A 16426-nucleotide genomic window follows, 5' to 3' on the forward strand; every position below is an offset into this window, starting at 1 on the left:
TCCTTGCGTGGGTGGCTGGTCGCCAGGTCGGCCAACCCGGGCCCAATTGAGGCGAGGGCGTTTATCGACAGGAACGTACAACACGGCATGTACAGCTTCCGTACAACCCATGTACAAGAGCCGGCTCCCGCCGACTTCCTCCGGCGTCTGGCCGGCGTCCGAACGCGTCTCCGGGCGGGGCTGGTCAGGAGATTTCGTCGTTCAACCGCCGACAATATTCACTTGGACATCGCTAAAGGTAGGCGCGCGACTGCATATCGTAGAGTTCCGCGTACAAGCCCCCACTCGCCATGAGCTCGTCATGGTTGCCGCGCTCCACAATCGTCCCCTTGTCGAGCACGACGATCAGATCGGCCATCCGAACCGTCGAGAAACGATGCGACACCAACAGGGTGACCGTGCCCTGCCGGCGATGGTCCCGAACAGCGGCGGTGAACCGTTCGAACAGCGCGTGCTCGGCCTGGGCGTCCAATGCCGCCGTCGGCTCGTCGAAGACGGCCAGCACCGGCTCGCCGCGCATCAGGCCACGCGCGAGGGCGAGCCGGTGCCACTGCCCCCCGGACAGGTCCACCCCGCCGTCCCACCGGGCACCCAGCTGGGTCTCCAGCCCATCGGGGAGTTCCTCGACCAGACCGGTCGCATCGGCCGCTGTGAGCGCCGCGCCGACCGCGGTCCGGTCCGCCATCCGGGGCAGGTCGCCGACCCCGACGGTCTCGCCCGCCAGGAACTCCAGGGCGACGAAGTCCTGGAAGACCGCGGCAACCCGGGACTGCCAGTCGCGGGTGTCGAACCGGGCGAGATCGATGCCGTCGACCAGGATCTGCCCGGAGTCCGGTCTGTAGAGACCGCACAGGAGCTTCACCAGTGTGGTCTTGCCCGCGCCGTTCTCACCGACCACCGCGACCACCGCACCCGGGGGCAGCCGCAGGTCGACATCGGAGAGTGCCACCTCGGCCCGCTCGGTGCGCGGATACCGGAAGTTGACCCCACGCAGCTCGATACCGGCACGCAGTGTCCGCGGCACCGGCACCCGGTCGGCGAGCGCCGGCCGGGCCTGGCGGGCGTACTCCGCCAACCACCGGAACCGGCGCGCCACCGTCAATACGCTCAGGAAGTGCACGACGTACATCGCGGCGGTGCCCACGGTCATGGTCAGCTGCGCCGCCAGGACCACCACGAGCACCACATCACCGACGGTCGCCTCGCCCGCGACAGCCATGGAGAGTGCGAGCGCGATCGCGCCGACCATGCCGAGCGCCGTCACCACGCCGTCGATCGAGTTGCGGGCCGCGCTGCGCCAACTCGCCCGATTCCTGGTGCCGACGACCTGGTCGGAGATCTCGTGATGCCGGTTGAGCAGGTCGTCCGTGCTGCCGAAGACCCGCAGTTCCTTCGCCGCGGACGACGAGGTACCGACCTGGAACAGGTGCCGGCGCAGCCGCTCCCGCCCGCTCGTCGCCTCCTGGGCCGCGACCTGGATATCCCGGCTTCCCTTCGCCAGCCACACCGAGACGACCGCCAGCAACGGCAGCAGCAACAGCAGCGGGTGCAGCCCACCCAGCAGCGCCATGCTGACGCCGAGTGTCGCCGTGACCCGGAGAATCCCGGCGGTCGCGTTCACCATCGCGGAGAGTTGGTCACGCTCCTCCTGGATCCGGTGCACCTGATCCAGGTACTGGGGAAACTCGTGGTGTGCCAGCCCTTCGGTGCCACCGATCAGGGCCATCAGCCGCTGGCTGACCCGCGCGCCGGCCCGCTCCCGAACGGTGAACAGGGAGTTGGTGTAGTAGAAGACACAGACCAGGCTTCCGGCGACCATCCCCGCGACCAGGGCGGTCGCGAGGAGCCCTCGGCGCAGGTCGCCGGTTGTCGCCGCGTCGATGAGCAGTTTCACGCCCAGCGCGGTGACCGGGGTCGCCACCGCGAAGACGATCCCGGTGACCAACTGCACCGTGGCGTGCAGTGGGGCCGCCCTGAACCCGATCCCCAGCACCGTGGCGTAGGCGCGCAGGCTATCCCGCATGGCTGCCCTCTCGGCCGGTACCGGCGGGTTGTAGGGGCGGATCGGTCGAGACGTCCCGACTGTCCGCCGCCACGAAGCGGGCGGCCTGGAGGTGGAACATCCGGGCGTAGTGGCCCTGCACCTCCAGCAGTTGCTCGTGAGTGCCGTCCTCGACCACCCGGCCGTGATCGAGGACCACGATCCGGTCCGCGCCGCGGACCGTGGAGAACCGGTGCGACACCAGGATCACGGTGCGACCGGCGGTCAGGTCCAGCAGGTGCCGGTTCAGCTCCGCCTCGGCCCGGATGTCCAGGGCCGAGGTCGGCTCGTCCAGGACGACCACCCGGGCACCGGCGTCGACGGCGAACAGGGCGCGGGCGAGGACGATCCGTTGCCACTGGCCACCGGAGAGTTCCGTTCCGCCGTCGTACTCCGGGGACAGCACGGTGTCCCAGCCCCGCGGCAGCGCCTCGATGATGCTCAGGGCGCCAGCCCGCTCCGCGGCCCGGCAGAGCCGTTCCCGGTCCCCCGCCAGCTGCGGTGCCCCGATCCCGATGTTCTCCGCGGCGCTGAGGTGGTAGCGCGTGAAGTCCTGGAAGACCGCGCTGATCCGGCCACGCCAGGCCGCCGGACCGAGGTCGGCGGTGTCCCGGCCGTCGACGCTGATCGTCCCCGAGGTGGGCGATTCGAGTCCACAGAGCAGTTTGATAAGGGAGGTCTTGCCAGCCCCGTTCTCACCGACCACGGCGAGGGAACGCCCTACCGGGATGCGCAGGTCCACCCCGCGCAGTGCCTCCTCCTCGGCACCGGGATACCGGAACCGCACCGCGTGAAAGGTGATGTCCCGGGTTGGAAAGTCGTGCGGCACCGCCTGTTCCGGCCCGCCGGCATCGGCAGGGGAGGTGTCGCGTCCGCTCGTGCCCAGCCGCTCGTCCAGGCGCAGAAGTCGGGGCACGGAGTCCGCGGCAAAGGACAGGTACGCGTTCTGGTCGTCGAAGGCGGTGTAGACGTTGGCCATCGTCAACGCCTGGACGTACACGGCGAGTGCCCCCACGCCGAGGTCGCCGCGGGCGGCGGCGTAGACCAGCAGGCCGTACGAGAGCAGATTGACGAGCAGGATGGCTCCGGTGGCGCCGAAGACCGCCGTCGGCCGGGGCCGCCGTTCCCGCCACACCGGCTCGATCGCGCCCGACCAGGCCGTCGCGAAACGCTCCTGGAGCCAGCCGAGCATGCCCCAGATCCGGACCTCCTTCGCCGGGGCGCCGGTGATGGCGAGATCCCGAAAGTACTCTGCACGCCGCAGCACGGCGCTTCGCCCGTACCCGACCCTGCCGACCCGGAGGTACTCGCGCTGCATGAGATGGAGGACGGTCGGCCAGGTCACCAGCCACAGCAGGCCGAGCCACCAGTGGAAGGCGAGCAGGACGGCGGCGGCGCCCAGCGCCCGTAGCCAGGCCGGCAGCACCACCGCCAGCGCCTCGACGGCCAGGCTCGGTCGGCCGCCCTGGGCCATCCCGAGGCCCTGTAGGGTGTGCAGCCCGGCCAGCACCTCGGGATCCTCCAGGTGTGCGATGCCGGCCGGCCGGCCGACCGCGGCCAGCGCCCGCTCCTGGAGGTAGCGGTCGACCTCCCGCCCCAGGGTCTCGCTCAGCGCCCGCAGCAGTGCGAGGACCACCCGTTGTGCCACCACCAGGATTCCGACCCCGACCAACAGGGCGACGATCTGACGCCCCGCCGGGCTGCCCAGCCCGGCGCCGGCCGCGTCGGGTACCTTGCCGACGAGCAGCCCGACGGTGACCAGCATCGCGACCGGCAGCACCGCGGCGACCGCGATCCCCGCCGCACCGAGCGCGACCTTGGTCCGGTTCACCTGCGGAAGCAGGCGCATCAACGCCCACAGGCCGGAGGTCGTGGCCGGCATCCTGAGTCGCATCGGACCATGATGCCGGACGTCGCACCCTCGGCAGGCCGTGCCGGCCAGGCAGGATACCGGCAAACCGGCGCGGCACCGGTTGCCGCCGGCCTGCCTGTCCGGGTCCCCGGCTTGCGGAAAGGATGGACGGATACGGCTCGCGCGGCCCGTCCGTGCGCCGTCCCGTCGCTGGTTGCCATCAGACGACCAGCCCAGTCACACATATCAGCGCACGCGACCGCCGGTACCCGCAACCGACGACCGGCTTCCGGCCGTGTGTGCGTTCAGGGGGCCGGATGACCGGATCAGCACTACTGCCGGAACTCATCCTCCGGCGGGCTCACGACCGTCCCCAGGCGCCGGCGGTCGTCTGGGCCGGCGGCACCCTCACCTACCACGAACTGCTCCAGCGGGCGGGACGAGTTGCCGAGCTGCTGCGCAACCTCGGAGTCCAGCCCGAATCGCCGGTCGCCGTCCTGGTGCGGCCCGGCCCGGACCTCGTCGTCGCGCTGCTCGGCATCTGGCAGGCGGGTGGCGCCTACCTGCCCCTGGACCAGCAACGTCAGGGCGACCGTCGCCGGAGAATCATCGCGGCCACGCAGGTCCGGGTCGCTCTCACCGACAGGTCGGGATCGGCGATACAGCTCGGCCTGCCTGATGTCGTGCAGGTCTGCCGCCTCGCCGACCTCAACGGGGCGGAACTGCCACCCGACCCGCCGGTCCGGACCACCCTCGCCACCCAGGCCGCGTACGTCATCTTCACCTCCGGCTCGACCGGCGAACCCAAGGGCGTCGTGATCGACCACGCCGGTCTGGCCAACCGGGTCCGGTGGGGCATCCGGGCACTCGGCCTCTCCGCCGAGGACCGGATTCTCCAGAAGACCCCGCTGACCTTCGACGCGGCCGGATGGGAGATCTTCGCCCCGCTGGTCTGCGGAGCTCCGGTGGTCTTCGGTCGTGCCGACAGCCACCGGGACGCCGCGACCCTCGTCGCCTCGGTCCGCGACGTCGGCGCGACCGTGCTCCAGGTCGTACCGTCGCTGTTGCGGCTGCTCGTGGCCGAGCCGGAGTTGAGGTCGTGCCGGAGTCTGCGCGTCCTCTGCTCGGCGGGGGAGCCCCTGCATGCCGAGCTGTGCCAGCAGCTCCTTGCCCAGCTCGACGTCGAGATCTGGAACACCTACGGGCCGACCGAGTGCGCCATCGACGTCACTGCCACGCGGTTCGACCCGGCGACGCGCTCCGGTCCGGTCCCGATCGGCGAACCCATCGACAACATGCGGTGCCTGCTGCTCCGGCCGGACGGGCGGCCGGCGGACGCCGACGAGACCGCCGAGCTGTACGCCTGCGGGCCCGGCGTCGGCCGGGGGTACCACCGGGACCCGGCGCTGACCGCGGATCGTTTCCTTCCGGACCCGTCCGGCCCGCCCGGGGCGAGGATGTACCGGACCGGGGACCTGGTCCACCGGTTGCCCGACGGTGGTCTGCGGTTCGTCGGGCGGACCGACGCCCAGGTGAAGATCAACGGGGTTCGGGTCGAACCGACAGAGGTGGAGGCAGCACTGACGCGCCACCCGCAGGTGCGCGAGGCGGCGGTCCGGGCCGCCACCGATCCGGGCGGGCAGTCCCGGTTGGTGGCCTACGTGGTCGCCGCCGCAGCACACCCCGCCGGCCCGGGTGCGCTCGCCGCGCACCTACGGAACGACCTGCCTTCGGCGGCGGTGCCCGCGCTCTTCCTGGAGATCGGTGAACTGCCCCGCACCCACAGCGGGAAGCTCGACCGCTCCCGGTTGCCCGAACCAGACTGGGGCGCTTCTGGAACGCGGTCCTCGACGGATCCCGAGACCGCCGAACAGGCCGTCATCATCCGGGTCTGGCGGCAGCTGTTGGGACGGCGCGACATCGGTCTGGACGACGACTTCTTCGGGCTGGGCGGGCACTCGCTGATGCTGACCCGCCTGGCGGCCGGGGTGACCGAGGCGTCCGGGCTCACCCTGGATCTCGGCGACCTGTACCGGCAGGCCACTCCACGTGGCCAGGCGGAGTTGCTGGCGAGGGCGATGCGTGCGTGCCCCCTTCCGGTACTGCCGCCCGGAGCCCGCCTGCCGTTGTCGCGTGCCCAGGAGCGATTCTGGTTGCTGGACCGGCTGCATCCGGGCAGCCCGGAATATCTGGTCCCCATCGTGGTACGGCTTTCCGCGCAGGTCCCGGCGGCGACGGTCGAGGAGGCACTGCGGCTTCTCGCCCTGCGGCACGACGTCCTCCGCTCCCGCTTCCCGGTCGACCGCGACGGGCCGTACGTGGCGATCTCCGAAACCGTGCGGGTGCCGCTGCGGCAGGTGGCGACGGACACCGTCGAGGAGCAGCGTCGGCACGTCGCCGACGACCTGACGACCGGGCTCGATCTGGCCGCCGCGCCTCCGTGGCGGGCCAGTCTCCACCAGACGGACGGGGCCGAGCAGTTGCTGCTCGTCGTCTGCCACCACATCATCAGCGACGGATGGTCGACGGGCCTCCTCGACCGGGAGATCCGGGAACTGGTCGCCGCGGTGCACGAGCGCCGGTCTCCCCGACTCCGCGACCTCCCGCTGCGCTACGTGGACTTCGCCGCCTGGCAGCGCTCGCAGCTCACCGACGAGGTGCGGGCCAGCCAGCTGGCGTACTGGCGGACGACGCTGGCCGGCCTACCCGACCTGGAACTGCCGGGCACGCGACGCAGAGACACCTGGCGCAGCGCCGAGGGTGCGTTGGTCACCGGCAGCCTGCCACCTGCGATGACCTCGGCACTGATCGAGGCCGGCCGCAGGGTCGGGGCCAGCCCGTTCGCCGTCTTCCTCACACTGTGGACCGTCGTGCTGGGCCGGGCTGCGGGTGCCTGGGACTTCGGCGTCGGGATATCACACGCCGGCCGCAGCCGCCCGGAGTCGCATCACCTGGTCGGCCCGCTGATCAACACGGTGGTCGTCCGTTCCCGGCTCGACCCGCACCAGTCGTTCGGGCAGGCACTGGAGCGGGTGGCGTGGGTGTGCCGGGAGGCGTTCGCGCACGACGCGGTGCCGTTCGAGTCGGTCGTCGACGCCGTGGAAGGTCGTCGTGACAGGTCGCGGACTCCGCTGTTCCAGACGCTGTTCGCCCTGGTCGACGAGGAGCTGGTTGGTCCGCCGCCCCGGCCGGAGGAGATCGAGTTCGCCCGGGAGGCATGGTCGGTCACCCGGACCGACCTCGACCTGACCCTGTGGAGCCGACGGGACGGAACCGTCACCGCGCTCCTGACCCACGCCTCGCCACTCTATGACCAGGCCACCGCCGAAACGCTGTTGAAGCAGTTCGCGACGCTGGCGGGCAGCTTCGCCGAGGACCCGGACGGTCTGCTGGGCGACGCGTGACCCGGCCCTGCTCGGCACGGGGCCCCGACTGGGCGCCGGCGTGCGGGTCGCCTCCGGCGTCAGCTCAGGACCGGGCCGTCACCGGCTCGGCGGGCCCGGCTGCGCCGGTGGTCGAGATGGACGAAGACGCGGTGCAGCCACCGGTCCCGGCCGTCGTAGCGGGGCGCGAAGGCGTCCCGGCCGTGCATGACGACCCGGTTGTCGAGGAAGACCATCTCTCCGGGCCTGAGAACCTGGACCGTGCGGAACTCCCGCACCGCCTCCCGGAGCCCGCGCAGTGCCTCGTCGGCCTCCTCGTCCAGCGCCCGCGTCGCGTTGAAGTCGACGCGGACGTCCGGGTCGCTCGCGCTGCCGTCGAGAACCGGATGCGCCGAGGCGGGCTCGCCCGACCGGAACGACGGCGGCGCGTCGGTGACGAACCGTGGCTGGCGCAGGGTCGTCCGATGCCGTTCGCCCAGCTGGGCGACTGCCGGCCGGATGGCGGCGACGGACGTGCCCACCTGCTCCTGCTGGCCCTGCCGCAGGCAGACCAGGCCGACGAAGTCCGGTCGGTGGGGGTGGAAGGCGTTCTCGCAGTGGAGTTCCAGGGGGACCGAACCGCCGTTGCTCTGCGACCGGGCCAGCGCCCGGACGGGGACGACGTTCTGCACCAGCGCCCCCTGCTTCTCCTCACGATAGGCGATCACCTCGCCAAGTTCCTGACCGAGCAGCATGGCGACGCAGGCCGGTACCGTCGCCAGCCGTTCGACGGAGTCCGGTTCGGTGGGCGTCGGCCGGCGGCCGTCGTCGACGATCGGCAGGTTCGTGATCAGCAGCAGCCCGTCGGGACCGGAGCTGTGGCGGTACCGCCGAATCGCCTCCCGGAGTCGGACCGGGACATGGCAGCCGAGCCGACGCGCCTCGGAAAGCCAGTCCGCGTCGTCCACCAGGGAGGGAGGTGTCCGGGCCAGCTGCCGGGCAACGGCGTCGAGCTCGGTACGCTCCCCGGTGCTCAGCTCGACGCGGTACGGGGTAGCCGGTCGATCTGTCGGGCGATTCACCGCAGCAGTCACGTCGTACCTCTCATCAGCTCAGTCCCGGGATCCGCGGAGCAGCTGCCCCAGGGCGCGGACGTCGAGTTTTCCGTTCGCGGTCAACGGCAGCCGGTCGACGGTGCGCACCTGCGCCGGGACCATGTGATCGGGCAGTTCGCGGGCGAGGTCCCGCCGGATCTGTCGGGGGTCCAGGAGCTGGCCCGGTGCGGGAACGGCGAACGCCGCCAGGCGGGTGGCCCGGCCGGGGCGGCGATCGGTGACGACCACCGCCTCCCCGACCGTCGGATGCCGGTGTAGCGCCGCCGCTATCTCGCCCAGCTCCACCCGGTATCCCCGGATCTTCACCTGGTGGTCTACGCGGCCGAGGAACTCCAGCGCCCCGTCTGACAGCCACCGTGCGCGGTCGCCGGTCTGGTACAGGCGTGCGCCGGGGCCGCCGTAGGGATCGGGCACGAACCTCGCGGCGGTGAGGGCGGGCTCGCCGAGGTATCCCCGGGAGACCCCGGAACCGCCGATGTAGATCTCCCCGGGTACGCCGACGGGTGCCGGTTCCAGCTGGTCGGTGAGCACGTACATCGTCGTGTTCGGGACGGGGGTGCCGAGCGGGATCAGCTCGGTCGGCGGAAGGTCGGTGACGAGCTGCCCGGAGTTGCCGATGGTCACCTCGGTCGGCCCGTACTCCGTGCCGACCATGGTGCCCGCCGCTCCGGCCAGCGCCTTCCACCTGGACACCAGCTCGGTGGGGAAGGCGTCACCGGCGGCGACGACCACCCCGGCGAGTTTCCCGGCCTGCTCCGGGGTGAGGTCCACGCTGAGCAGGTTGAGGTGCCCCGGGGTCAGCTTTACGAATGCGTACGGCGCGCCGGCGACCAGCTGCTCTCCGAGGTCGGCGGTGTCCAGCGGGTCGGCGAGCAGGTGAACCCGCTGCCCCACCAGGAGCGGGGTGAACAGGCTCGGCATGCCGAGGTCGAACGAGATGGAGGTGAAGTAGGGTGAGCCGCCGGTGCCGTGCCGGGCGTACTCGTCGGCCGTCCACAACAGATAGTTGGCCAGCCCGCCGTGCTGGACCATCACTCCCTTCGGGTCGCCGGTCGATCCGGAGGTGTACATCACGTAGGCGAGGTTCGCGGCGCCGACCCGTACCGGTGGAGCGGCGTCCGGGGCGGACGCGATCGTCGCCCGGTCCCGGTCGAGCCGTACCAGGGTGGCGTCGGCCGCCCCGGTGAGGGCCTCGAGCTGCGGCTCGGTGGTGAGGATCAGGCGACAGCGGGCGTTGTCGACCATCCGGCGCAGTCGCTCCGGCGGGAGGTCGGCGTCCAACGGCAGGTAACCGGCCCCGGACTTCCAGACGCCGAGCAGTGCCGGCAGAAGCTCCGGCGTGCGGCGCAGGCAGACCCCGACCAGCAGCTCGGGCCCGGCGCCGAGACCCACCAGGTGCTGGGCGATCTGGTTCGACCACAGATCCAGCTCCCGATAGGTCAGGCTGCCGCCGGCAGTGGTCACGGCGAGGGCCTCCGGAGTCCTGGCCGCCTGCGCCACGATGAGCTCGACGACGGTGGCGTCGCCGCGACGGATCGGGGCCCCGACGCTCGCCTGCTCGAGCACCAGGCGCCGGTCCGTCGGCGGCAGGTGGGTCGCGTGGGTGCTCCCGTCCGGGTCGGTGGCCATCGCCGCCAGCACCGACCGGTAGGTCAGTGCGAGCCCGGCGAGGCGGGCGGGGGAGATCGCCGGTCCGGTCGCGTGCAGCAGCAGCTCGCCGGGGCCCGCGGTGACCCGCAGCCCGTACCGCCCGGGCGGTACGGCGGCGGTCCGCCCCCACCATCCACCGGGGTCGAAGAGCACAGCCCGGCCGCCCGGCTCCGTCTCGGCCTGCGCCGTCGCGTCGGCGGCTCCCTCGGCCCGCTCGTCCGGCCGGTGGCCCGGCCCTCCAGCGTCGGGCGACCCGGTGCCGCGGGCCATCCGGCGGAGACGTCCCCGCCAGTCGCGGGCGGTGCGATCCAGCGAGGCCCGCCGGATGCGCCCCGCTGCAGGCAGGGCGATGTCGGTGCCGAAGGAGGTCTCGTCGGTCAGGGTGCCAAGCACACCGAGATGGGCGGCGAGCAGCACCTCGGGCAGCTCCACTCCGGCCTCCGAACCCAGAGCGCGCAGCCGGTCGGCCAGGTCGTGGTATGGCACGCTGCGCCGGACGTCGCCCGCGGCGTCCCCGTCCGGGCGACGCCACGCCGCCGGCAGGGTGAACTCGGCGACGGCCGCCTCGTCCGGCGAGGAGGCCGTCGCCGCCGAGGAGTGGCCGGAAACCATGGGAACCCTCCCGGCCGTGGTCACCCGTCCACCGCCATGCCGCGAACGAGACCGCCCACCACCGGTCCGGCGTCGGGGAGGATGAAGTGGCCGCCCTCGATCAGGTGCAGGGTGAAGGCGCGGGTCGTCTCGGCGTACCAGCCGGCCATCTCCGCGCAGCCCACGAAGGTGTCGTCCCGGCCACCGATGACGGTGATGGGGATGTCCAGCGGCGGCTGCCGGGCGTACGTCACCCGCTCCACGACCCGGTAGTCCGCTCTGATCACGGTCTCGTAGAGGGCCATCAGGTCGGGATCGCCCAGGATCTGCGGTGCCATCCCGCCGAACGCCACGACCTGCGCCAGCAACTCGTCCCGGGGCGCCTCGTGCAACGGACTGCCGATCACCCGGTTGCTCGGCGCCGCGGTGGAGGAGACGACCAGCAGGACCGGCCGGGGGCCGCCCAGGGCACGCAGCCGGCGGGCGAGCGCGAAGGCGATGACGCTGCCGGAGCAGTGCCCGAGCAGCGCGAACGGGCGGTCGAGCCAGGGTGCGATGGCCGGTAGGAGCTGGTCGAGCAGGGTGTCGAGGTCCTCGACCGGTTGCTCGTGCAGCCGGTTCTCCCGGCCCGGAAAGCGGATGGCGCACAGCTCGACATCGTGCGGGAGGTGGGCGGGCCAGGAGTTGAAGGCGGCACCACCACCGCCGACGTGCGGAACGCAGAAGAGCCGCAGCCTGGGCTCCGGCACCGGGCGGGGCCTGGCGAACCACCGGGTGTCGTCGGGCCGGGTCGGTGGGGGCGGCAGCGGCTGCGAGGGCGGCAGGGGCTGCGGACTCACCGCGCCAACTCCGCGCGCAGCACGTCGGTGACCGACCGGTCCCGGAGCAGGGGGTGCCGCGCCGCCACCCCGTGCCGGGTCCAGTGCGCCCGGAGTTCGGCGACGGCGGGACACCAGGCCGCCTCCGTCGCCGGCCGGTGGCTGTCGTCCCCGAACAACAGGACGGGACCGTCGTACCGGCCCGGCTGGTATCCGTGGACCAGGCGGGCGAGCTGCGCCCACGCCAGTTCCAGCCGGGGCAGCTCGGCGGCGGTGATCGCCGGGTCGTACCAGTTGGCCTGCAACATCCTCGACCTGACCTCCTGAAGGGTCTCGGTGCCGTCGAGGCCGAACCGCCGGGCCAACGCCGTGGACCGGTCCCGCAGGATCGCGTCCAGGGTCGGCGCCGGGACGGCCGGGCCGGGCAGGGCGGGTGGGTCGACCATGGCCAGCAGCGCAACCTCGCCGTCCCCGTCACGCAGCTGGCGGGCCAGCTCGAAGGCGACCACCGCACTGTGCCCGAATCCGACGAGCCGGTACGGTCCCTCCGGCTGCCGCCGGGAGATCGCCGTTCGGTACCGGCCGGCCAGGTCGCCGATGTCCCGGAACGGCGCGACGGCTCCCCAGGCACCGGGGGCACGCACCTCGGCCACCGCCCGCCCGGCACCCCAGGCACCGATCGCTGCCCGCTCGGCGTGCAGGTACTCGTGCGAGTGCAGGACGAACAGCGGCGGGTGCCGGTCCGTGGTGCCCGTCCCCACCAGCGCCGACACGTCCGCCCACTCCCCGGCGGCTTCGGGGTGCGGCTGCGCGGCGTCGACCTGCCCGGCGGGCGGTGCGACGAAGCCCCGCTCCGGCACCGGGCGCCCGCTCCGCACGGTCAGGCTCTCGGCCAACCGTGCCGGAGTGGGGTTGCGCAGCGCCACCGAGCTGCGGACGGCGATCCCGCGCAGCCGGGCCGCATGCACCATGTCGATCATCGTGATCGAGTCGCCACCCAGGTCGAAGAAGTCGTCGTACGGCGACACGTCAGTTTCGAAGAGTTCGCTCCAGACGTCACAGATGATGCGCTCGACCTCCGCACACGGCAGGCGGTCGGACGCCACCGCGACCGGCGGGGAATTGCCGTCCATCAGCATCACCGAAACATCCCGACCATGACGCCGGACGGGCCGGTCCACCATGTCCCCGCCCGCCGTTCGTCGGTCGCTAGCTCACGAATGGTCAGCAGTCTGGCAACCAACCGGCCCGCCAACCAGGTACGCCATCGGCAAGTGCCCGCAACCTAGTTGCCGGCCGCTTGCCTGGCTCAGCCGAGCGGGGAGGTGCTCTGCTGTCTCGTGTCCTGTGCCGTCTGGAGCGGTTGGTGGTCCATCGATGTCGTACTCAGCCAGACACCCGCTCTCGGTCGGGCAGGAGGCACTCTGGTTCACGCACCGGCTGGCACCCACCCGCGTCGCCGACAACATCGCCGTGGCGGTGCGTATCCGGGAGGCCGTCGACGTGCCGGCACTGGACAGAGCGATCAGCGAGGTCGTCCGGCGGCACGACGTGCTGGGTTCCCGTTACGAGACCGACCTGTACACGACCAGCCGGGTCGGGTGCCCGGACCTGCCCACCGTCGAGACACACGAGGCGCACGGCGCGGACGAGGCCGCCAGCAGGCAGTTGACCCAGGATCTGGTGAACCTGCCCTTCCGGCTGGACCGGTCGCCGCCGCTGCGGGTGTCCCTCGTCCGTACCGCACCGGACCGGGCGATCCTGCTCGTCGTGATCCACCACATCGCCGCGGATCTGCCCTCGTTGATCGTCACCCTTACCGAGATCCTGCGCTTCTACGGCATGTTCACCGGCCGGCACACCTTCGACCCGCCGGCGGCGGAGTCCTTCGACAGCCACGTCGCCGGCGAGCGGGCGTTCCTGCGTTCCCCGGCCCGGATCGAGGCGGAGCGCCACTGGCGGGAGGTCTGTGCCGGCGCCCGGGAGCTTCCGCTTCCGGGCGCCGGAACGGCTTCGACGCAGCCGTTCCGGCCGGCCGCCGATCACGTCGATTTCACGGTCGCGCCGACTCTGGCCGGTGGCCTGGAGGCGTGGTGCCGGCAGAATTCCAGCACCATGTTCAACGTGCTGGCGTCCGCCTTCGCGCAGGTCGTCGCCGAGCGCTTCGACCAGTACGGCTATCTGCTCTGTTACCCGGCGACGCTGCGTCGCGGCGTCCGGCAGCGGCGCGCGGTCGGGAACTACGTCAACCTGCTGCCGCTGCGGGTGCTGCCGCGTCCCGCGCCGTTCGGCGAGGCGGTGGCCTGGACCGCCGACCAGGTGGCGGCGGGGCGGCGCCACGCGTCGTACCCGTTCGCCATGATGCCGTGCGCGCTCGGCCCACCACCACCGGACGGCCGACCCGGGGTACAGGTGATCTTCAACATGCTGTACGCCTATCCCGCCAGCGCGTTACACGACAGCCTGCTCACCGGCGCACCGGTAGAAGTCGCCGGGATCCCGGTCAGCGGTCTCTTCCTGCCTCAGCAACTCGGTCAGAACGCCCTCGTCATGGACGCGTGGCACGCCCCGAACGTCATGCGCGGGCAGTTGAAGTACCAGGTCGGTGCCTGTGACCGGGCCACCGCCGACGAGCTGGTCGTCCGGTACCTGGACCTGCTGTCGTCATTGACAGAAGCAAGGAGCGTCGCGTGACGAACACCACTGGCATCGACCTGCGGGAACTCGGCGAGGTGTTCCTCGCCGATCCCTATCCGATCCTCGCCGAGCTCCGCGGCAAGGGACCGGTCCACCGGGTCCGGCTGGGGAGCCAACCGGAGTGGCTGGTGGTCGGCTACGACGCCGCCCGGACGGTCCTGAACCATCCGGCGGTCCGGATGTCCTTCTGGCCGGACTCGACACCGGCCGGTCTGCTGACCAGCGAGGTCGGGCCGCAGGTCAGCGAGGTGGATCCGCCCCAGCACACCCGGCTGCGGAAGCTGGTCAGCAGGTCGTTCACGGCGCACCGGATCGCCGGCCTGGCGCCGCGGATCCAGCAGAACACCGACGAGCTGGTCGACAGGCTCCTCGGTGCCGGCGGTGGTGACCTCGTACAGGAGTTCGCCGTGCCGCTGCCGGTGACGGTGATATCGGAGCTGCTGGGGGTCGACGATCTGGACATGCCGGCCTTCCGGGAGGCGAGCATGGAGGTGCTGGGCTGGACGACCGACGAGCAGATGTACCGGGAGGCGTTGCGCAGGCTGGCCGGGCAGATCACCACGCTGATCGGCGCCAAGCGGGACAGGCCCGGGGACGACCTGCTCAGCAACCTGGTGCAGACCACCGACAACGACGGCGACCGGCTGAGCCCGGAGGAGCTGCGGGGCATGGCCTTCGCGCTGCTGATCGCCGGCTACGAGACCACCGCCTCGTTGATCGCCAACGGGGTGCTGGCCCTGCTGACCCACCCGGATCAGCTCGCGGCACTCAGGTCGGACTGGAGCCTGCTCGGTTCGGCGGTCGACGAGATGCTGCGCTGGAGCGGACCGGTCGCGACGGCGACGGCCCGGTACACCCATGGCACGGTCGAGGTCGGCGATGTCGTGATTCCCGGCGGTGCGCAGCTGGTGACCGTCAGCCTGGCGTCGGCCAACCGCGACGAGGCGCGCTTTCCGGACGGGGAGCGTTTCGACATCCGACGCCCGCCGTCCGGGCACATCGCCTTCGGGCACGGCATCCACTACTGCCTCGGCTCCTCGCTCGGGATTCTGGAGGCGAAGACAGCCCTGCGTACCCTTCTCGAGCGGAGCCCCGGCCTGGCACTCGACATCGATCCCCACCAGGTGAGGTGGCGACCCCGGCCGTTGGGCCGGGCCCTGGTGGACCTTCCGGTCCGGACCTGACGCTCATGTCCGGCCGAGTTCCCGACGGCGACGATGCCCGCCACACGTCCGGGATCACCTTCGTCGTGGGCACCGGGCGGTCGGGATCGACCGCCCTCTCCACGATCCTCAACCGCCACCCGGAGATTCTCAGCGTCAACGAGCTGCTCACCTCGGTCGGTGACGGCGCGCTCCCCGGTACGCCGCTGAGCGGTGCGGAGTTCTGGCGGCTGCTGAGCGCGCCCAACGCCGTGCTGGACACCCTGATCCGCAGCGGAGCGAACCCGCCGGAGATGCGGTATCCCGCTACCGGCCGGTTCTCGGCGGACTCCGGTGGCGTTCCCGCGATCTGCCTGACGGTGTTGCCGCACCACACCGACGATCCCGATGCGCTCTACGACGAACTCGGCGCGGAGGTCCCGACGTGGCCGCGCCGGCCGGTGCCGGAGCACTACCGTTGCCTCTTCGACTCCCTGGGCCGCCGCTTCGGTGGTCGTACCGTCGTGGAGCGGTCCGGCTACTCGCTGTGGTGGGTGTCGCGGCTGCGGGAGTGCTTCCCCGAGGCGCGCTTCGTCCACATGTACCGCAACGGCGCCGACTGTGCCTACTCGATGAGTCGGCATCCGGCATTCCGGATGATCCATTCGATGCGGGAGATCGTCTCCCGCGCCGGGGTCGCCTCGGTGCGTGAGCTGACCCCGCGACACTTCGCGCTCCTGCCGGCCGGGTTGCAGGCGTTGCTCGCCCGCCGATTCGACCTGGACGTCCTGATGGGCCGGGAAGTGCCGCTGGCCCGGTTCGGGGAGATGTGGACCGAACTGATCCGCGACGGGCTGGCGGACCTGGCCGAGGTGCCGGCCGAGCGGCGCACCAGCCTCAGCTACGAGAGGCTGCTGGAGCGGCCCGGGACCGAGCTGAACCGGCTCGCCGCCTTCCTCGGGGTGTCGGCGCCGCGGGAGTGGCTCGACGCCGCCGTCGGATTCCTCGACCGCTCCCGCCCGGGCGCGGTCGGCCGGCTGCCGCAGCATGACCAGGCCGCGCTGCGGGATGCCTGCGCACCGGGGGAACGCGCGCTCGTGGCGGCGGCATGGTGACCACCACGGCATCCGGAGCTGGCGGCCACGGACCAAGTGAAAG

The 16426-nt window shown here is 71.8% G+C and carries 10 protein-coding genes; 4 read left to right on the forward strand and 6 right to left on the reverse strand.

Annotation, left to right across the window (positions count from 1 at the left end; all coding sequences use genetic code 11):
- Positions 1-232: 232 nt before the first annotated feature.
- Together ACN28C_RS21605 and ACN28C_RS21610 are read right to left on the reverse strand one after the other, a co-directional pair.
- On the reverse strand, positions 233-2023 hold the full coding sequence (locus ACN28C_RS21605; protein WP_422769356.1) for an ABC transporter ATP-binding protein: 1791 nt from the start codon (positions 2021-2023) through the stop codon (positions 233-235).
- Positions 2013-3935, reverse strand: a complete 1923-nt coding sequence (locus tag ACN28C_RS21610; RefSeq protein ID WP_422769357.1) for an ABC transporter ATP-binding protein — start codon at positions 3933-3935, stop codon at positions 2013-2015. Before ACN28C_RS21610 ends, ACN28C_RS21605 begins: the two co-directional genes overlap by 11 nt.
- 275 nt (positions 3936-4210) lie before the next feature.
- Between ACN28C_RS21610 and ACN28C_RS21615 the strand changes: the two genes are divergently transcribed.
- Entirely contained in the window at positions 4211-7297 is a 3087-nt protein-coding gene (locus ACN28C_RS21615; protein WP_422769358.1) for an amino acid adenylation domain-containing protein, read from the forward strand.
- Positions 7298-7356: 59 nt separating this feature from the next.
- Here ACN28C_RS21615 and ACN28C_RS21620 read toward each other — a convergent pair whose 3' ends face one another.
- Genes ACN28C_RS21620 through ACN28C_RS21635 form a run of 4 tightly spaced genes read right to left on the reverse strand, consistent with a single transcriptional unit; the run spans position 7357 to position 12562 of the window.
- Positions 7357-8337, reverse strand: coding sequence for a TauD/TfdA family dioxygenase (locus ACN28C_RS21620; RefSeq protein WP_422769359.1), 981 nt, complete (start codon positions 8335-8337; stop codon positions 7357-7359).
- 30 nt (positions 8338-8367) lie between these two features.
- On the reverse strand, positions 8368-10632 hold the full coding sequence (locus ACN28C_RS21625; protein WP_422769360.1) for an amino acid adenylation domain-containing protein: 2265 nt from the start codon (positions 10630-10632) through the stop codon (positions 8368-8370).
- A gap of 20 nt (positions 10633-10652) precedes the next feature.
- On the reverse strand, positions 10653-11450 hold the full coding sequence (locus ACN28C_RS21630; RefSeq protein WP_422769361.1) for a thioesterase II family protein: 798 nt from the start codon (positions 11448-11450) through the stop codon (positions 10653-10655).
- The gene (locus ACN28C_RS21635) at positions 11447-12562 is read right to left on the reverse strand and encodes a thioesterase domain-containing protein (RefSeq protein WP_422769362.1); all 1116 of its coding nucleotides are present in this window, start codon (positions 12560-12562) and stop codon (positions 11447-11449) included. Before ACN28C_RS21635 ends, ACN28C_RS21630 begins: the two co-directional genes overlap by 4 nt.
- 244 nt (positions 12563-12806) lie before the next feature.
- Between ACN28C_RS21635 and ACN28C_RS21640 the strand changes: the two genes are divergently transcribed.
- The 3 genes from ACN28C_RS21640 to ACN28C_RS21650 are packed head-to-tail and all read left to right on the forward strand — an operon-like array spanning position 12807 to position 16383.
- On the forward strand, positions 12807-14123 hold the full coding sequence (locus tag ACN28C_RS21640; protein ID WP_422769363.1) for a condensation domain-containing protein: 1317 nt from the start codon (positions 12807-12809) through the stop codon (positions 14121-14123).
- A complete protein-coding gene (locus tag ACN28C_RS21645; protein WP_422769364.1) occupies positions 14120-15310 on the forward strand; it encodes a cytochrome P450 family protein in 1191 nt (396 codons plus the stop codon). The genes ACN28C_RS21640 and ACN28C_RS21645 overlap by 4 nt, the downstream gene beginning before the upstream one ends.
- A 5-nt stretch (positions 15311-15315) precedes the next feature.
- A complete protein-coding gene (locus ACN28C_RS21650) occupies positions 15316-16383 on the forward strand; it encodes a sulfotransferase (RefSeq protein WP_422769365.1) in 1068 nt (355 codons plus the stop codon).
- Positions 16384-16426 lie beyond the last annotated feature (43 nt).

Source organism: Plantactinospora sp. WMMC1484 (assembly GCF_049315195.1).
In the GTDB taxonomy this organism is placed as follows: Bacteria; Actinomycetota; Actinomycetes; order Mycobacteriales; family Micromonosporaceae; genus Plantactinospora.